Here is a 17,197-nt window from a genome sequence, read left to right on the forward strand (position 1 = left end):
ACCCTCGCGCCCTTCCGTGTTCGGATCGGATGGGCGCCCGATGACGACTTAACATGATCACCAAGGAGATCGATCGCGATGGCCATCGAAGTTCGCATTCCGACCATCCTGCGCACCTACACCGACGGCGCGAAGGCCGTCGAGGCCAAGGGCGCCACGCTTGAGGAGCTGATCGGTGACCTTGAGACGCAGCACCCCGGCCTGAAGGCCCGGCTGGTCGACGACGGCGGTCTGCGCCGCTTCGTCAACGTCTACCTCAACGACGAAGACGTCCGCTTCCTCGGCGGTCTGGAGACACCCGTGTCCGACGGCGACACGGTGACGGTGCTCCCCGCGGTCGCCGGCGGCTGAGCCGGGATGCGCTTCGACTCGCTGATCGACTCGGTCGGACGCACCCCGCTGGTCGGGCTGCCCCGGCTGTCCCCCTCGGGCGACGTCCGGCTGTGGGCCAAGCTGGAGGACCGCAACCCCACGGGCTCGATCAAGGACCGCCCCGCCCTGTGGATGATCGAGCAGGCCGAGAAGGACGGCCTGCTCACCCCCGGCTGCACGATCCTCGAACCGACCTCGGGCAACACCGGCATCTCGCTGGCCATGTCGGCCCGCCTCAAGGGCTACAAGCTGATCTGCGTCATGCCGGAGAACACCTCCGAGGAGCGCCGCCAACTGCTCCGCATGTGGGGCGCCGAGATCATCTCCTCCCCGGCGGCCGGAGGCTCCAACGAGGCCGTGCGCGTGGCCAAGGAGCTCTCCGCCGAACACCCCGACTGGATCATGCTCTACCAGTACGGCAACCCGGCCAACTGGCGCTCCCACTACGAGTCCACCGGCCCCGAGATCCTGGAAGACCTCCCCTCGGTCACCCACTTCGTCGCCGGGCTCGGCACCACCGGCACGCTCATGGGCGTCGGCCGCTACCTGCGCGAGCAGGTGCCCGGCGTGCAGATCGTCGCCGCCGAGCCGCGCTACGGCGAACTGGTCTACGGCCTGCGCAACGTGGACGAGGGCTTCGTCCCCGAACTCTACGACGCCGAGGTCCTGACCACCCGCTTCTCCGTCGGCTCCGCCGACGCCCTGCGCCGCACCCGCGAACTGCTCGCCACCGAGGGCATCTTCGCCGGCATCTCCACCGGCTGCGCCCTCCACGCGGCCCTCGGCGTCGCGGCCAAGGCGGCCAAGGCGGGGGAACGCGCCGACGTGGTGTTCGTGGTCGCGGACGGCGGCTGGAAGTACCTGTCCACCGGCGCGTACGAGGGCACCCTCGACGAGGCGGAAGACCGCCTCGAAGGTCAGCTCTGGGCCTGACCCCACTCCCCGGTGTACTACTTGGCCGAGCGGGCGCGACGCCCTGGGGGTGCGCCGCGCCCGCCCGCCGGTAGTCGCGGAGGGCTTTCGCGGGTCATCCCCGCGTACGGCAAGCCCCCTCTCGGCCGACGCCCGCCCCAGTGACCCCCCGGTGCCCGAGCGCTCCTCAAGCGCGGCCACTCCCCGCCGTTACGGCACCGGCACACCCCTCTTGGCCCCCGCGGAGCCGTCATCCTGATCAGCCAGGTCCGGTGGCAGCAGTAGTACTCACGTCGACCGGTTGAGTTGCTCTATCCGTCAGACCTTCAGCGGGTGGTCGCACCAGGCGTCTCCGGCGACGGCGACGAAGGCGCGGCCGTTGCGGTGGGCGGTCACCACGGTTTCGCCGTAGCGGTAGACGAAGCCCGGGGCGAGCAGGGCCAGGCGCACCCGGCCGCGTCCGCAGTGGAACTGGTCCAGGGCGCGGACCATCTCGCGGTGGGCTGCGGTCCGGCTGAGGGTGACGCCACCGGCGCCCTGGTCACCGGCTTCCACTTCCCACACCACGAGCACCGTGCGGGCCAGGTCGGACGGTCCACCATCACTCACAGTCGCACCTCCAGCGTTCGATCAGTGGACGAGCACGCCGTCCGCACGCCTCGTGTTCTCGCCCGGGTGCCGGTTGCCGGGCGAGGGCGCGCATGACGCAGGTAATTCGCTGTGACATGCGGGAAATGTCACTTACCGACGACCTGGAGTGCCAGATTTGCGCGCGATCACGCGCCGGACGGCGTTCGACGCCGCGGACCCGGCACCGCGACCTGCGGCGCGGCCGGGAGCGTGCTCCTCGGCCAGGTCTCACCGATGCCGACGACGCGGGGCCGTACACCGGTGGGGCATGACCCAATCGTCGCGGGGAATGTCCGTGGACATGGCGTTGTGCTTGGTCACCGGGGCCACCGGTTACATCGGCGGGCGGCTTGCGCCCGAACTGCTCGCCGCCGGCCACGATGTTCGCTGCATGGTGCGCTCGGCCGGGAGACTGCGCGACCTCTGGTGGGCGGCGCGCACCGAGGTCGTCGAGGCCGACGCCACCGACTCCGACCGGACACGCCGGGCGCTGAACGGGGTGGAGGTCGCGTACTACCTGATCCACACGATGGGCGGCAGCGGCCGGTTCGCCGAGCAGGACCGGCGGGCGGCACGCACGTTCGCGGCGGCGGCGGCCCAGGCGGGAGTGCGGCGCATCGTCTACCTGGGTGGTCCGGCCTCGGAAGGGAGGCTCTCGCCGCACCTGAGCTCGCGGGCCGAGGTGGGGGAGATCTTCCTGCGGGGGGCCGTGCCCGCGGTCGTGCTACGCGCCGCTGTGATCATCGGTTCGGGGTCGGTCTCCTTCGAAATGCTGCGCTATCTGACCGAGCGGCTCCCGGTGATGACCACGCCGCGCTGGGTGCGGAGCCGTACCCAGCCCATCGCGGTACGGGACGTGCTGCGTTATCTGGTCGCGTGGGCGGAGGTGCCGGGGACGGTTAACCGGGGGTTCGACATCGGCGGCCCCGACGTCCTGACGTACGCCGACATGATGCACGGCTACGCCGCCGTGGCCGGACTGCCGCCTCGCGTGATCATCCCGGTGGCGGTGCTCAGCCCCCGGCTGTCGAGTCTGTGGGTGGGGCTGGTCACACCGGTCCCGGCGAGGATCGCGCGCCCGCTGGTGGAGTCCCTGCGCAACGAGGCCGTGTGCGGCGAGCACGACATCGCCCGTTACGTGCCTGACCCGGAGGACGGGCTGACCGGGTTCCGCCGCGCGGTGTCCCTGGCGCTCGTGAAGATCAAGGAGGCGGACGTCGCCACCCGCTGGTCCTCGGCCTCGACACCGGGGGCGCCGAGTGACCCGCTGCCCACCGACCCCGACTGGGCGGGCGGCAGCCTGTTCGTCGACGAACGCAGCCTGGTCGTGCCCGCGAGCCCGCAGGCGCTGTGGAAGGTGATCGAGGGCGTCGGCGGCGGCAACGGCTGGTATTCGCTGCCGGTCGCCTGGAAGCTGCGTGGGCTGGCCGACCGGCTGGTCGGCGGAGTCGGGCTGCGGCGTGGCCGGCGCGATCCGGCCAGGCTACGGGTGGGTGACTCGATCGACTTCTGGCGGGTCGAGGAGGTGCTCCCCGGCCGCCTGCTGCGGCTGCGGGCCGAGATGCGGCTGCCCGGCCTGGCCTGGCTGGAACTCGGCGTCGTCCAATCCGACGGACGGACGATCTACACACAGCGGGCGATCTTCCACCCGCGCGGATTGCTCGGTCACCTGTACTGGTGGGTCATCTCGCCCTTCCACGACTTGATCTTCGGGCGGATGCCCGTCAACGTGGCCATCGCGGCCCGGAGGCAGGAGCGAGCCTCGTCCTGATCCCCGACGGTGGCGGCGCTCGCCGTCCGGCTGGCCCTGTCGGAGGGCACCGTGCAACTACCTGTCCAGCGCGATCGGCAAGACCGGCGCGCGCACCCGCGCCGAGGCGGCCCGCGAGAACGGCTGGCTGTGACTCGGCTGGCTGTGACTCAGGGGGAGCGCCATACGCCGGTGGGCATGGTGATGGCCTGGCAGGTCAGGTCGGCGATACGCGCGGGGGGAGCAAGGGGTGTCACCGGGACGTCGTGGGCGCGGATCTTCCTGGCCAGGCCCAGGGTGACCAGCGCCAGCAGGGTGTCGCCGCCGGCGGCCTCCACGGCGCGCGCGGCCCGGACGGTCAGCGCGGCGGCCAGGTCGCCGATGCCCTTGGCCGGCGGCGCGCCGTCGTTCAGCACGGCCATCCTGGAGATCTCCCACACGCGCCGATCGCGCGGCGGCGGACGCTCGCCCAGGGCGGCGCGGAACGCCGGCACCTCGCCGAGCATGTAGCGGCCGGCGGTCGGGAGCAGGCGGCAGCAGCCCAGCACGTTCCCCGGCCCGTCGTGCAGGATCACGTAGTACGGATGGAGGTCGTCGTAGACATCACGTTCCATCCCGTCCCGCGACTCGACGTCCCAGCCGAGGCGCACCCGGAACACCTCGTGCCGCAGCCGGAACATGCCGTGCAGCAGTTCGGGCGCGAGCTCACCCTGACGCCCGGCGGCGATCCGCCGCCCGCCGTCCAGGGCCGGCAAGACCTTCACCGGACTATCCCCTCCCCCGGACTCATCTGAAGGTGACTTTCCGGCACCCGGCCGGTGATCGTCAACGGGGATGGGGGCAGTTGAACGCCCGGAACACGAGATCCCCCGCGCGGCCGGGGCCGGGCGAGGGATCGGAAGGTGTTCGTGCGGTGAGTGAGCGCGATCAGTTGAAGAGCAGGCGGAGGGAGAAGTTGGCCTCCTCGGCCGTGGCCTTGCCGCTGAGGCCGACGGCTCGCAGCGCCTTGAGGTTGGCCTGCTCCTCGCCCTGGAAGTTGTTCAGGTAGAGCTTCTCGGCCTTGTCGAGGTCCACGAAGACCGCGAAGTTGGCCGCGGAGGCGTCCGGGACCGCCAGCTTGAAGGTCTCGCTGTCGCCGAGCGTGCCCGCCTGGGCGAGCTGCTGGGCGTACTCCTGGGAGGAGGCGAGCACCATCACGCCGTCGCCGGTGGCCTTGCCGAGCTGCGGCGCGCCCGCGCCCTGCGCGGCCAGGAGCTGCTCGATCTTGCCGACGATGCCCTGCGCCTTGGCCGTGTCGGTGACGATGCGGGCGCCGACCTTGGGCAGGTTGCCGTCGATGCCGTTCTCGTCCACCGCGACGGTCAGGTTCTTGCCGAGCAGCGTGGCGACGTCGTCGGGCAGCGAGATGCCCTGCTGCTGGGCGACGGACGTGAACTGCTGGAACGACGGGTTGGACTGCAGCATCGACTGATACTGCGGCCACTGCTTGGTGAAGATGTCGCCGAGGCCGGAGATGGAGATCGCGCCCAGCGTCGAGGCGGGCAGGTCGGCGACCCGCGCGCCCTCGGTGTCGCCCGGCATCAGGTTCTCCGCGCCGCGCAGCAGACCGGCCAGCTCGGCGTAGCTCTCGTCGAAGCGGAGCGCCCCGGCGAACCGCGCGTTCGCGACCTGCTTGAGCACCTCCTGCCGGGCGGGGTCGGTGGCCGCGCCGGAGAGCTTGGCGACCTGCTCGATGTCCATCCAGAAGGACAGCACGCCCTGCTCGCCGACGGCGCCGAGGTCACTGGTGAAGTCGGCGTTCTCGGCCAGCGTGGGGCCCTGGGCGTACTTGTCGGCGAGCTGCTGGGTCTCGGCGACGAGCGCGTAGTCGTCGCGGAAGGCGATGCCGTGCTTCTCGCCCGTCATGAGCTTGCCGATGCCCGCGCGGGCCGCCTCCTGGTCGGTCACCTGGATGGCGACGACGGCCTCGGGGTCGTCGTCACCGGCCTTGGCCGGGGGCAGCGCGGCGAACGCCAGGCGGGAGCCGAGCCAGGGCTCGATGTCCTTGGCGTAGTCCACGTTCGCGATGTCCGAGTTCTCCTTCTTCAGGGACTCGAACAGCGCCTTGCGCGGGTCGTCGCCGGCGAAGGTGTCCTTGGTGACGGTGAACTTCCTGGCGATGTTGAACAGCGCGATCTTCTGGTTCGCCGCGGGGTCCATGTCGATGCGCACGTACCCGATGGCGTTCTGCGGGAGCACGTCGTGCGGCTGCGCGCCGCCGCCGCTCAGCAGGTTCGCCGCGAACACCCCGCCGCCGCCGATCACGGCGACGACCAGGGCGGCGACGGCCGCGATCAGCCAGGTCCGCTTGCGCTTGAGACCACCGCCGCTCCCGTTGGGCGGGGGACCCATCTCCTCTGCGCCGCTCGCCCACGAGGGCTGGCCGTAGGCCTGCTGGCCGTACTGCTGCTGTTGCTGCTGGCCGTACTGCTGTTGCTGGCCGTAGGGCTGCTGACCGTAGCCCTGCTGCTGGCCGTACTGGGAGGTCGGCTGGCCGTAGGGCTGCTGAGGCTGCTGCTGCCCGTACGACTGCTGCTGGCCGTAGGGCTGCTGGCCGTACTGCTGCTGTTGCTGCTGCTGTCCATACTGGGGAGACTGCTGGCCGCCCTGGTCATAGGCGCGGGTCTGCTGGTCGTAGCCGGGGGTCTGCCCGTGCTGGTGGCCCTGCCCCTGGCCCTGCTGTCCGTACGGCTGGCCGTACGGCTGCTGCTGCCCGTACCCCTGCTGTGGCGGGTAGGGCGGCTGCTGGCCTTGCTGGGGCCGGTAGGCGACGGTTCGCTGCGGATCCTGGTCGTCAGGGGACGGAGGACCGGAGGGGTAGTTGGTAGACATACTCACTCACACGTATGGAATCTTGGGCGATACATGAAGTTAGCTGAGATCGCTAGCGTTTGACTTGCAGTGAACTATCTTTTCGATTGGTGCATCTAACACCAGATGGGCATTGTTCAGGGGATGACCACGTTCGACCAGGCGACGCGTGCCACCCGGGCCGACGCCACCACCTATGACGTGCGCCTCGACGACGGCTACGCCGCCGCCGGACGGCTCAACGGCGGCTACCTACTGGCGGTCCTGGCCCGCGCCGCCGTGGACGCCTCGCCGTTCGAGCACCCGATCTCCACCGCCGCGCAGTTCCTGCGATCCCCGGCGCCGGGCCCGGCCACGGTGCGGGTGGAGCCGCTGCGGGCGGGACGCAGCACCGCCATGGTCCGGGCGACCCTGGTGCAGGACGGCGCCGCCCACGTCGAGGCGCTGATCACCAACGCGACCCTCACCACCGGCGCCGAACCCGACTGGAGCGCCGAGCCGCCGCGCATGCCGCCGCCCGCGGAGTGCGCCGCGCTGCCCGCGCCCAAGCCCGAGTCGGGCATGACGCTGAGCGCCCGGCTGGACCTGCTCTTCGACCCGGACACGATCGGCTGGCGGCACGGCGCGGCCAGCGGGCGGCCGGAGACGCGGGCCTGGTTCCGGATGGTCGAACCGGTGGAGCCCGACCCGTACGTGCTGGCGCTGGCCGTCGACTCGATGCCGCCGGTGGTCTACTCGGCCGGGTTCCGGGGCTGGGCGCCCACGGTGGAGCTGACCTGGCACCTGCGCGCGCTGCCCGCCCCCGGGCCGCTGCTGCTGGCCGCCACCGGCCGCCTGGTCAGCGACGGCAGGTTCGACGAGGACGTCGAGGTCTGGGACGCCAAGGGCCGCCTGGTCGCCCAGTCGCGCCAGCTCGCCCTGCTCGGCCGCGTAGCACCACCGGAACGCTCCCGCCGACCCTGACGCCGACGCCGGCGGCCGTTCCCCAAATGAGGCGAGAACCACACCCGATCTGCGCACTAATCCGCTGAGCGATCACGACCGCTCGCCTAACCTTGGGAAACGTGGCGGGCCAGAGCATCGGTATTTTCGACAGCGGCGTGGGCGGCCTGACGGTCGCCAGAGCGATCATCGACCAACTCCCCGGCGAGTCGGTCCTCTATGTGGCCGACACCGATCGGGCGCCGTACGGGCCGCGCCCGATCGCGCAGGTCAGGGCGTTCGCCCTGGAGGTGATGGACCACCTCGTCGAGCACGACGTGAAGATGCTGGTCATCGCCTGCAACAGCGCCAGCGCGGCGGTGCTGCGCGACGCCAGGGAGCGCTACGCCGTGCCCGTGGTCGAGGTGATCCAGCCGGCCGCGCGCCGGGCGGTGCGCGCCACCAGGAACGGCCGGGTCGGCGTGATCGGCACCCGCGCCACCATCGAGTCGCTCGCCTACGAGGACGCCTTCGCGGCGGCCCCGCACGTGCGGCTGACCGGGGTGGCGGCACCCCGCCTGGTGGAGTTCGTGGAACGCGGCGAGACGATGAGCGACCGGCTCATCGAGGTGGTCAGGGGCTACCTGGCGCCGATCCTCGACGACGGCTGCGACACGCTGATCCTCGGCTGCACCCACTATCCGCTGCTGACCGGCGCCATCGCCTATGTGGCGGGCGACGCGGTGACGCTCGTGTCCAGCGCGGAGGAGACCGCCAAGGACGTCTATCGAATCCTGCACGACCGTGGCCTCGCGAACGACGCCGAAACCCCGCGCCACCGGTTCGGAACCACCGGAGACGCTCGGCTGTTCGGACGCCTGGGCCGAAGGTTCCTCGGGCCCGAGATCGCGGCCGTCGAGACGCTGTGCCTCGGCGGCGTGATCCCGGCCGGGGGTCAGTCCGGAACCGGAGCGCTCCCCGCTCCCTCTTAGGAGGCCGCCGCCATGAAGTTGACCATCATCGGATGCTCCGGGAGCTTCCCCGGCCCTGACAGCCCGGCCTCCTGCTACCTGCTGGAGGCCGAAGGTTTCCGGCTGTTGCTCGACCTCGGCAACGGCGCGCTCGGCGCCCTGCAGAGACACATCGGACTCTACGACGTCGACGCCATCTGCCTGTCCCACCTGCACGCCGACCACTGTCTCGACCTGTGCTCCTACCATGTCGTCCGCACCTACTCCCCGAACGGCCCGCTGGCCCGCATCCCGGTATACGCACCGCGCGACGCGCCCCGCCGCCTGGCCGCCGCCTACGGCATGCCGGAGGAGCCGGGCCTGGAGACCGCCTTCGAGTTCGTGCCGCTGAGCCCGGGCGTCCGCGACATCGGCCCGTTCCAGGTGTCCACCGCGCTGATGAACCACCCGGTCGAGACCTACGGCTTCCGCGTCGCCCACGGCGGGCACGCCGTCGCCTACTCCGCCGACACGGGGGAGAGCCCCGAGCTGGTCGAACTGGCCAAGGACGCCGACGTGCTGCTCTGCGAGGCGTCCTTCCTGGAGGGCCCCGGCCTGCCGTCCGGCCTGCACATGACCGGACGGCAGGCCGCCGAGCACGCCGCCCGCGCCGGCGTCGGCACGCTCGTCCTCACCCACCTGGTCCCGTGGTTCGATCACGACCGGATCGCGGCCGAGGCGGCGCGCGGCGGCTTCGCCGGGAGAATCGACCTGGCACGGAGCGGGGCGGCGTATCCCCTAGGGTGAGCCTTATGGCACGCGCAGACGGACGAGCACCCGACGGGCTCCGCCCTGTCACGATCACCCGCAACTGGCTGGCCCACGCAGAAGGGTCGGTGCTGGTCGAGTTCGGCGGCACCAAGGTCCTCTGCGCCGCGACCGTGCAGGACAACGTCCCGCGCTGGCGCAAGGGCAGCGGCCTGGGCTGGGTCACCGCCGAGTACGCCATGCTGCCCCGATCGACCAACACCCGCTCCGACCGCGAGTCGGTGCGCGGCAAGATCGGCGGCCGGACCCACGAGATCTCCCGCCTGATCGGCCGGTCGCTGCGCGCCTGCGTCGACTACAAGGCCCTGGGCGAGAACTCCATCCTGCTGGACTGCGACGTCCTGCAGGCCGACGGCGGCACCCGCACGGCCGCGATCACCGGCGCCTACGTGGCGCTGGCCGACGCGATCAAGTGGATGCGCAAGCGCCGGATGACCCCGGGCGACCCGCTGATCGGCTCGGTGGCGGCCGTGTCGGTCGGCGTCGTGGACGCCGTCCCGATGCTCGACCTCTGCTACACCGAGGACGTCTCGGCCGAGACCGACATGAACGTCGTGGTCACCGGCGCCGGCGAGTTCGTCGAGGTGCAGGGCACGGCCGAGGGCGCGCCGTTCGACCGGGCGCTGCTCGACCGGCTGCTCGACCTGGCCGTGGCCGGGTGCGCCGAGCTGACCGAGCTGCAGCGGCAGGCGCTGGCGTGAGCCGTCTGGTCCTGGCCACCCGCAACGTGGGCAAGATCGCCGAACTGCGGCGCATCCTGGCCGTGTCGGGGCCGCCGGTCGAGCTGGTCGGTCTCGGTGCGTTCCCGCAGATCGGCGAGATCGCCGAGACCGGGCTCACGTTCGCCGAGAACGCGCTGATCAAGGCGCAGGCCGTGGCCAGGGCCTCGGGTCTGCCCGCGATCGCCGACGACTCCGGCCTGTGCGTCGACGCGCTGAACGGCATGCCCGGGGTGTTCTCCGCGCGCTGGTCCGGCGCCCACGGCGACGACCAGGCCAACCTCGACCTGCTGCTGGCCCAGATCGCCGACGTCCCCGACGGGCGCAGGGGCGGCCACTTCGCGTGCGCCGCCGCGCTGGCCCTGCCGTCGGGCGAGGAGCGGGTCGTGGAGGGCACCCTGCACGGCACGGTCATCGGCGAGCCTCGCGGCGACGGCGGCTTCGGCTACGACCCGATCTTCGTCCCGGAGGGCGACACTCGCACCACGGCAGAGCTGACGGCCGACGAGAAGGACGCCATCAGCCATAGGGGGCGCGCCTTCCGCGCGATCGCCCCGATCGTCGCCGAACTCCTCTGACGCGGCCCCCCGGAGGCGTAGCGTCGTCCTTGTGGGAAATGATGACGTGTCGCGGGCACGGCCCGAGGTCGTGCCCGGGTGGGCGGCGGCGCTCGGCGGGCTGACGGCGGGGGCGGTGGCGCTCGGCGTGGCCTCGCTCGTCGCCGCACCGGTGAACCCGGACACCTTTCCGGTGGCGGCGGTGGGCAACGCGCTGGTCGACGTCTCGCCGGGCGCGCTGAAGGACTTCGCGATCCGGACCTTCGGCGAGAACGACAAGGCCGTGGTGTCGGCGGGCGTCCTCGTGCTGCTGGCGGCGGCCTCGGCGGGCATCGGGGTGCTGGCGCGGCGGCGCGGCCTGCCGTACGGCGTGGCGGGGCTGGCGCTCTTCGGCGTGGTCGGGCTGGTCGCGGTGCTGACCCGGCCGGACGCCTCGGCGATGGACACCCTGCCCACGATCCTCGGCGTGCTCGCCGGTTCGTGGACGCTCGCCGTCATGCTCCGCCGGATGACCCGCCCGCTGCCGGAGGAGGCCGAACCCGCGGATCACGCGGATCACGCGGATCACGCGGATCACGTGGAGCGGCCGGAGGTGATGCGGGCTCCGGGACGGCGGGTGGCCTTCGACCGGCGCGGCCTGCTCGGCGGGGCGGCGGGCGGGTTCGCGGTGGCCGGGCTGAGCGTCCTGGGCGGGCGCCTGCTCGGCGGCGGTCAGAGCGTGGAGGCGGCCAGGAGGGCCCTGGTGCTGCCCAGGGCGTCCGTCCCGGCTCCGCCGCTGCCCGCCGGGACCGACCTGCGCGTTCCCGGCCTCACCCCGTTCGTCACCCCCGCGCGCGACTTCTACCGGGTCGACACCGCCTTCGTCGTCCCGCAGGTCGATCCGAGCACATGGACCCTGCGCGTGCACGGCATGGTCGACCGCCCCGTCGAGCTGTCCTTCGCCGAACTGCTCCGCCGTCCGCTGGTGGAGGCCGACGTCACGCTCGCGTGCGTGTCCAACGAGGTCGGCGGCCCCTACGTGGGCAACGCCCGCTGGCTCGGCGTGCCGATGGCCGAGGTGCTGCGCGCGGCCGGGCTGCGCGCCGGGGCCGACATGCTGCTCAGCACCTCCGCCGACGGCTGGACCTGCGGCACGCCGGTCGAGGTGGTGATGGACGGCCGCGCCGCGCTGTTCGCCGTCGGGATGAACGGCGAGCCGCTGCCCACCGAGCACGGCTTCCCGGTGCGCCAGGTGATCCCCGGGCTGTACGGGTACGTGTCGGCGACCAAATGGGTCGTGGACGTCAAGGTGACCCGGTTCGACGTGGACACCGCCTACTGGACGTCGCGCGGCTGGTCGGCCCTCGGGCCGGTCAAGACCGAGTCGCGGATCGACGTGCCCGGCGACGGCGCGTCGGTGCGGGCCGGCCGTACGGTGATCGCCGGGGTGGCCTGGGCGCAGCACCGGGGCATCGCCGCCGTCGAGGTGAGCGTGGACCGGGGGGAGTGGCGGGCCGCGCGGCTGGCCGCCACACCCGGTCCGGACACCTGGCGGCAGTGGTCGATCGAGGCCGACCTGCGGCCGGGCGGCCACTCGATCGCGGTCCGGGCGACCGACGGCACCGGCCGCACCCAGACGGCCGCAGTGGCCCCTCCGGTCCCCGACGGGGCGACCGGGCACCACACCATCACGGTCACGGCGAGCTGACCCGCCGCGCCGCCGGAACGTTAGCCGACCCCCGAAAGCGGGAACGCGCTGGTTTTACGGTTGCACATCACCGGGATGCAAGGGGAGTACCGTGCCGATGGCATATGAGCCGGTTCCAGCGGCGAAGGATCCGGACCTGACCCGGATGATGACGTCGCTCGACGAGCAGGCGGCCCTGTTCGGTCAGGTGGGCCGGGATCTCGCGGAGACCAGGGGAACGGGCGAGGCCGCCGGCGGGCTGGTGACGGTCGAGGTATCGTCGTCGGGGACCCTCGCCGGGGTGCGGATCGAACCGGACGCGCTGAGCCTGGGGGCCGACGCGCTGGCGCAGGCGGTCGTCAGCGCCGCCAAGCTCGCCGAGCAGGACGTCGCCGAACGCGCGCACCAGGCACTCGGGCCGCTGCGCGCGAACGACGGAGACGACAACGGGGGTACCAGCGGGAACGGCGGCGGAAACGGCGTCCAGTACGGCGGGTGATCGCCGCGACACGCCACGGATCCACCGAACTTCGCCCGCCGCGCCCCGGCACCGCCCTACCATCGGCTTTCTGCGGGCCGGTCAGCGTGACGGAGGGGGAACGGTGTTCGGTGATCCGCGCATCCGGCGCGGCGGCAGGAGAGGCTGGCGGCTGCCCCCGGGCGGCTACAACCCGGTCGTCGCCGCCGACGGCAGGAGATGGCGTGACTACGAGCTGGCCGCCGAGGCCGACGTCCTCGACCCCGGCCCGGCCCCGGGCCATGAGGCGGTCACCGGCCCTGTCCACGGTTCCGTCACCGGGTCCGCCGCGGGCGCCCGCGACAGGAGTCCGGCGCGCGGCCCCGACTGGTTCGACCGCGCCACCCGCCCGCCGCCGCTGGCCGAGGCCAGGCCGTACGGCGTGCCGGGCGGCCTCGCCCGGCCCGACCCGCCCGCCCAGCAGGACCTCCGCCGGTCGGTCCCGTCTGAGGAGTCCGGCAGGCCGCACCGGTTCCCCGACCCGCGTGGCACCTGGATCCGGCTGATCAACGGCGACGGCCCGGTGGACGACCCGTTCCGCACCACCAACGCCGTGGACTGCGCGCTGTCCACCGTGTCCACCTGGTACGGCGAGCCCGCCGTCGCCGCGCCCCGCCAGCCCGAGTACGACCCGGCCGGCCGTCCCGTGCTGACCGGTGAGACCCGGGGCGTGGCCAGGGCGGAGACCTGGCTCGGCCACCGCTTCGAGTACGTCGGCCAGGGACGCCGCGCCTACGGAAACATCGCCCAGCGGCTGCGCACCGGCGGCCACGGCGCCGCCGCCGTGCTGATCACCCGGTGGACCAGCGGCGGCGCGCACGCCTGGAACGCGGTCAACTTCCATGGAGAGGTGATCTGGATCGACGCCCAGCGCGGCCACATGGCGGTGGAGCCTCCGTACGCGAACGTCACCGGCGTCTTCTGCGTGACCATCGACCGGGAGGGGCGGCGGCGGTGAACCTCGACCAGGCCCGCATCGTGGCCGAGGAGTACTTCAACGGCGGCCACCCGATCGACCGGCCGCGCGAGGTCGCGATCCACCCGTTCCGCGACGGCTTCGTGGCGTGGGTCCGCGAGCCCGAGCCGGACGACCCGAGCGTGCTGCCCGACACCGCGGGCGGCGGGTGCGTGGTGATCGACGCCGCCACCGGCGAGGTCGCCATCCGGCCGCTGCTCAGCCCGGAGACCGTGGCCGAGCAGTGGCCGGGACGCAGCCCGCGCTGAGCGGGGCCGCGCGGCTCAGCCCGCGCTGAGCGCCGAGGTGATCGAGGCGCGGGCGGCGCGGCGGGCGGGCAGCACCGCCGCCAGCACCCCGGCCAGCCCCGACACCGCCACGAACAGCAGGATCTGCCCGACCGGCACGGTGAACACGGGGGTCTCCGTCAGCGTCCGCGTCGCCGCCCAGCCGAACACGCCGCCGAGCGCCACCCCGACCAGCGCCCCGATCAGGCCGAGCACCAGGGCCTCCACCGACAGCGTCAGCCGGAGCTGGGCGCGGGTCAGGCCGAGCGCGCGCAGCAGCGCCGACTCCCTGGTCCGCTCGTGCACCGACAGCGACAGCGTGTTGGCGATGCCCAGCAGGGAGATCAGGATCGCCAGGCCGAGCAGCCCGCTCACCACCATGAGCTGGGAGTCCATCGCCTGGTCGAACTCGCCGCGCATGTCGATGGAGGAGGCCACCCGCACGGTGGGCAGCGTCCGCACGCTCTCCTCCACGACCCGCCTGGCGAGCACCGGATCGACGCTCTCGGCCACGTCCACCATCACCCGGGCGTCGTCGCGGAGGTCGAAGCGGCGCTCGAACTCGCCGGGCGGGAGGGTCAGCGCGGGCAGCGGGGTGGCGTCGCCGTCGTAGACGGCGACCACGGTCAGCCGTACCGGATCGCCCCCGCGCGGGGTCACCGTCAGCGTCGCGCCCGGCCGCACGCCCAGGGTCTTCGACACCGCGACCCCGCCGGGGCCGAGGTCGCGCATCGAGCCGGACACGGCGGTCACGTTCAGCGGTCCCTCGAAGGTCCCCACCGGCCGCTTCGGCAGGTCAGGCACGCCCGCGCCGGTCACCCGCGCGGTGTCCTGCCTGATCCGCACCACGGCGGCCAGCTCCGGCCGGGCCCGCAGCGCCCCGGCGACGGAGGCGGGGATGGCCGAGTCGCCGCGCTGCGTGCTCAGCATGAAGTCCACCGGGAACTCCTCGTCCAGCTTCGCGCCGTACGTCTCGCGGATGGTCCCGGTGAGGACGGCCAGCATGGTCATCAGCGTCACCCCGATGGTCAGCGCGATCGTGGTGGTCGCCGACCGCTTGGGGTTGCGCCGGGAGTTGTCCACGGCGAGCGCGCCGGGCACGCCGAACAGCCGCCTGGGCAGCCAACCGGCGAACGCGCTCAGCGGGCGCACCAGCACCGGTCCGAGCACCAGCACGCCGAAGAACGTCAGCACGCCCCCCGCCGCGACGGTGAACAGCGCCACCTCGCCCGGATCGATGATCACCAGGGCGAGCGCGGTGACGCCCGCGCCGGCGGCCAGCAGCAGCCCGGCCCAGATCCGCCGGGCCAGGCCCGCCCCGTGCCCGGTGACGGGGTCCTCACCGGGCGAGCGCAGCGCCGCGACCGGGGCGACCCGCGTCGCCGTACGCGCGGGCAGCAGCGCCGCGCCGACCGTCACCACCAGGCCGACGGCCAGCCCGACCGCCACCGTCCTGGGCGCCAGCGTCGCCGTGCCGCCGGGCAGCGGCACGTCCACGGCGTCGAGGACGGCCAGCGCCCCCGCGCCCATGCCCAGCCCGGCCAGCAGCCCGAGCGCCGACGACAGGGCCCCCACCACCGCCGACTCCAGCAGCACCGAGCCGAACACCTGCCCCCTGGTCGCCCCGACGCAGCGCAGCAGCGCCATCTCCCTGGACCGCTGGGCCACCAGGATCGCGAACGTGTTGTAGATGACCAGACCGGCGACCATCATCGCGACCAGCCCGAACAGCAGCAGCCCCATCGCCAGGTACTTGGCGTCCGCGCCGTTGGCCGCGGCCAGGCGGTCGGCGAGCGCTCGCCCGGTCATGACCTCCAGGCCGGGGCCCGCCGCGGCGGCGACCGAATCCCGCAGCCGGTCCGGGTCCGTGCCCGGCGCGGCCATCACGTCGATCTCCCGGAATCCCTGCTCGCCGGTCATCGTCCGCGCCGTGGCCAGGTCGAAGCCGACCGCGCCGAAGAACGCCAGCTCCCGGTCCACGGCCACGTCGAACAGGCCGGTCACGCGGAACCGGTGCGGGGCGTCGCGGTGGTCGAGCACGGTCACCGTGTCGCCGACCTTGAACCCGCGCAGCCGGGCGGTGTTCTCGTCCAGCACGGCCTCGCCGGGGGCGCGCGGCGCGGCGCCCCGGGTGACGGTCTGCCGGGGGCCGATCGAGACGCCGAAGGTGGGGGAGTCGCCGACGGCCTTGCCGTCCCGGCCGACCAGGGCCGCGGTGCCGCGCACCAGCCCCACGGCCGAGGCCGCGCCGGGCGCGGTGCGGACCCGCTCCAGGACGGCGGGCGGCACCTCCGGGCGCTCGCCCTGGGACCCGCCGCCCGGCTTGGGCAGCACCGCCACGTCCACCAGGTCGGCCGCCGCGCCGAACGCGCGGGTGAAGCCCGCCTGGATGGTGTCGGTCAGCACGAACGTGCCCGCGATGAACCCCACCCCGAGCGTGATGGCCACCGCGGTCAGCAGCAGGCGCAGCCGGTGCGAGCGCAGCCCCGCCAGCGTGGTCCTCAGCACGGGGCGGTCTCCAGTCCCACCAGGGTGTCCAGGACCGACTGCGGGGTCGGCCCGGTCAGCTCGCTGACCAGCAGGCCGTCCCGCAGGAACACCACCCGGTCGGCGTAGGAGGCGGCGACCGGGTCGTGGGTGACCATTACGATCGTCTGGCCCAGCTCGCGCACCGACGTGCGCAGGAATGACAGCACCTCCGCGCCGCTGCGCGAGTCCAGGTTGCCGGTCGGCTCGTCGGCGAAGATCACCTGGGGGCGTCCGATCAGCGCCCTGGCCACCGCCACCCGCTGCTGCTGCCCGCCGGACAGCTCGGCGGGCCGGTGCCCGAGACGGTCGGCCAGCCCCAGCGTGGCCACGACCCGGTCCAGCAGTTCCCGGTCCGGGATCCGTCCCGCGATCTGCGCGGGAAGCAGGATGTTCTGCTCGGCGGTGAGCGTCGGCAGCAGGTTGAACGCCTGGAAGACGAACCCGATCCGGTCGCGGCGCAGCATGGTCAGCCGCCGGTCGCCCAGCTCGGTGATCTCCACGTCGCCGATCCGCACCGACCCGGACGTCACCGTGTCGAGCCCGGCCAGGCAGTGCATCAGCGTGGACTTGCCGGAACCGGACGGTCCCATGATCGCGGTGAACGCCTCGGCGGCGAAGGAGACGTCCACCCCCCGCAGGGCGCGCACCGCCGCGTCGCCGTCGCCGTACACCTTCGTCAGCCCGGCCGCCGTGACGGCGGGCACCGCCGTCACCCGGTCGTCGATCATGCTCACCACATCGCTCCTCGGATCCC

17 protein-coding genes and 1 pseudogene are annotated in these 17,197 nt (G+C 73.0%); 13 read left to right on the forward strand and 5 right to left on the reverse strand.

Annotation, left to right across the window (positions count from 1 at the left end; genetic code table 11):
* The first annotated feature begins 78 nt into the window (after positions 1–78).
* Positions 79–351, forward strand: coding sequence for a MoaD/ThiS family protein (locus tag P3X83_RS08275; RefSeq protein WP_277304286.1), 273 nt, complete (start codon positions 79–81; stop codon positions 349–351).
* A gap of 6 nt (positions 352–357) precedes the next feature.
* Positions 358–1,305, forward strand: a complete 948-nt coding sequence (locus P3X83_RS08280) for a cysteine synthase (protein ID WP_277304287.1) — start codon at positions 358–360, stop codon at positions 1,303–1,305.
* A 297-nt stretch (positions 1,306–1,602) separates the two neighbouring features.
* On the opposite strand, the gene P3X83_RS08285 is transcribed toward P3X83_RS08280, so the two are convergent.
* Positions 1,603–1,893, reverse strand: coding sequence for a hypothetical protein (locus P3X83_RS08285; protein WP_277304288.1), 291 nt, complete (start codon positions 1,891–1,893; stop codon positions 1,603–1,605).
* 289 nt (positions 1,894–2,182) lie between these two features.
* Between P3X83_RS08285 and P3X83_RS08290 the strand changes: the two genes are divergently transcribed.
* Both P3X83_RS08290 and P3X83_RS43305 read left to right on the forward strand, forming a co-directional pair.
* The gene (locus tag P3X83_RS08290; protein WP_277304289.1) at positions 2,183–3,685 is read left to right on the forward strand and encodes an SDR family oxidoreductase; all 1,503 of its coding nucleotides are present in this window, start codon (positions 2,183–2,185) and stop codon (positions 3,683–3,685) included.
* 6 nt (positions 3,686–3,691) lie between these two features.
* Positions 3,692–3,818, forward strand: a pseudogene (locus P3X83_RS43305) (DNA-binding response regulator); the annotation flags it as partial.
* A gap of 16 nt (positions 3,819–3,834) precedes the next feature.
* Here the strand turns inward: P3X83_RS43305 and P3X83_RS08295 are convergent.
* Together P3X83_RS08295 and P3X83_RS08300 are read right to left on the reverse strand one after the other, a co-directional pair.
* Entirely contained in the window at positions 3,835–4,428 is a 594-nt protein-coding gene (locus P3X83_RS08295; protein ID WP_277304290.1) for an acyl-homoserine-lactone synthase, read from the reverse strand.
* Positions 4,429–4,591: 163 nt separating this feature from the next.
* Positions 4,592–6,535 carry a DUF3352 domain-containing protein gene (locus P3X83_RS08300; RefSeq protein WP_277304291.1) on the reverse strand — a complete coding sequence of 648 codons (1,944 nt, stop codon included), beginning with the start codon at positions 6,533–6,535 and terminating at the stop codon, positions 4,592–4,594.
* A gap of 123 nt (positions 6,536–6,658) precedes the next feature.
* Between P3X83_RS08300 and P3X83_RS08305 the strand changes: the two genes are divergently transcribed.
* From P3X83_RS08305 to P3X83_RS08345, 9 genes are all read left to right on the forward strand, one after another.
* Positions 6,659–7,477, forward strand: coding sequence for a thioesterase family protein (locus tag P3X83_RS08305; RefSeq protein ID WP_277304292.1), 819 nt, complete (start codon positions 6,659–6,661; stop codon positions 7,475–7,477).
* 101 nt (positions 7,478–7,578) lie between these two features.
* On the forward strand, positions 7,579–8,427 hold the full coding sequence (murI, locus tag P3X83_RS08310; protein WP_277304293.1) for a glutamate racemase: 849 nt from the start codon (positions 7,579–7,581) through the stop codon (positions 8,425–8,427).
* A 12-nt stretch (positions 8,428–8,439) separates the two neighbouring features.
* Complete coding sequence (locus P3X83_RS08315; RefSeq protein WP_277304294.1) at positions 8,440–9,192, forward strand: MBL fold metallo-hydrolase; 753 nt, start codon at positions 8,440–8,442, stop codon at positions 9,190–9,192.
* 5 nt (positions 9,193–9,197) lie between these two features.
* The gene (gene rph / locus P3X83_RS08320; RefSeq protein ID WP_277304295.1) at positions 9,198–9,914 is read left to right on the forward strand and encodes a ribonuclease PH; all 717 of its coding nucleotides are present in this window, start codon (positions 9,198–9,200) and stop codon (positions 9,912–9,914) included.
* Positions 9,911–10,510 carry an RdgB/HAM1 family non-canonical purine NTP pyrophosphatase gene (gene rdgB, locus P3X83_RS08325; RefSeq protein WP_277304296.1) on the forward strand — a complete coding sequence of 200 codons (600 nt, stop codon included), beginning with the start codon at positions 9,911–9,913 and terminating at the stop codon, positions 10,508–10,510. Before rph ends, rdgB begins: the two co-directional genes overlap by 4 nt.
* Positions 10,511–10,541: 31 nt before the next feature.
* Positions 10,542–12,176: a molybdopterin-dependent oxidoreductase gene (locus tag P3X83_RS08330; RefSeq protein WP_277304297.1), complete on the forward strand. Its 1,635-nt coding sequence runs from the start codon at positions 10,542–10,544 to the stop codon at positions 12,174–12,176.
* Between the two features lie 97 nt (positions 12,177–12,273).
* Positions 12,274–12,654 (forward strand): YbaB/EbfC family nucleoid-associated protein, encoded by a 381-nt coding sequence (locus tag P3X83_RS08335; RefSeq protein WP_277304476.1) that lies wholly within the window; start codon positions 12,274–12,276, stop codon positions 12,652–12,654.
* A 103-nt stretch (positions 12,655–12,757) separates the two neighbouring features.
* Complete coding sequence (locus P3X83_RS08340) at positions 12,758–13,630, forward strand: toxin glutamine deamidase domain-containing protein (protein WP_277304298.1); 873 nt, start codon at positions 12,758–12,760, stop codon at positions 13,628–13,630.
* A complete protein-coding gene (locus P3X83_RS08345; protein WP_277304299.1) occupies positions 13,627–13,896 on the forward strand; it encodes a hypothetical protein in 270 nt (89 codons plus the stop codon). The genes P3X83_RS08340 and P3X83_RS08345 overlap by 4 nt, the downstream gene beginning before the upstream one ends.
* Positions 13,897–13,911: 15 nt before the next feature.
* Here the strand turns inward: P3X83_RS08345 and P3X83_RS08350 are convergent, their stop codons facing one another.
* Together P3X83_RS08350 and P3X83_RS08355 are read right to left on the reverse strand one after the other, a co-directional pair.
* Positions 13,912–16,422 (reverse strand): ABC transporter permease, encoded by a 2,511-nt coding sequence (locus P3X83_RS08350; protein ID WP_277304300.1) that lies wholly within the window; start codon positions 16,420–16,422, stop codon positions 13,912–13,914.
* Complete coding sequence (locus P3X83_RS08355; protein ID WP_277304477.1) at positions 16,416–17,171, reverse strand: ABC transporter ATP-binding protein; 756 nt, start codon at positions 17,169–17,171, stop codon at positions 16,416–16,418. The genes P3X83_RS08350 and P3X83_RS08355 overlap by 7 nt, the downstream gene beginning before the upstream one ends.
* Positions 17,172–17,197 lie beyond the last annotated feature (26 nt).

Source organism: Spongiactinospora sp. TRM90649, assembly GCF_029382225.1.
Lineage (GTDB): Bacteria > Actinomycetota > Actinomycetes > Streptosporangiales > Streptosporangiaceae > Spongiactinospora.

Bases quoted from the DNA above. Each gene is read 5' to 3' on its own strand.
- rph (WP_277304295.1), top strand. From the start codon at position 9,198: ATGGCACGCGCAGACGGACGAGCACCCGACGGGCTCCGCCCTGTCACG.
- P3X83_RS08315 (WP_277304294.1), top strand. From the start codon at position 8,440: ATGAAGTTGACCATCATCGGATGCTCCGGGAGCTTCCCCGGCCCTGAC.
- P3X83_RS08290 (WP_277304289.1), top strand. From the start codon at position 2,183: ATGACCCAATCGTCGCGGGGAATGTCCGTGGACATGGCGTTGTGCTTG.
- P3X83_RS08300 (WP_277304291.1), bottom strand. From the start codon at position 6,535: ATGTCTACCAACTACCCCTCCGGTCCTCCGTCCCCTGACGACCAGGAT.
- P3X83_RS08335 (WP_277304476.1), top strand. From the start codon at position 12,274: ATGGCATATGAGCCGGTTCCAGCGGCGAAGGATCCGGACCTGACCCGG.
- P3X83_RS08275 (WP_277304286.1), top strand. From the start codon at position 79: ATGGCCATCGAAGTTCGCATTCCGACCATCCTGCGCACCTACACCGAC.
- P3X83_RS08355 (WP_277304477.1), bottom strand. From the start codon at position 17,171: ATGATCGACGACCGGGTGACGGCGGTGCCCGCCGTCACGGCGGCCGGG.
- P3X83_RS08305 (WP_277304292.1), top strand. From the start codon at position 6,659: ATGACCACGTTCGACCAGGCGACGCGTGCCACCCGGGCCGACGCCACC.
- P3X83_RS08280 (WP_277304287.1), top strand. From the start codon at position 358: ATGCGCTTCGACTCGCTGATCGACTCGGTCGGACGCACCCCGCTGGTC.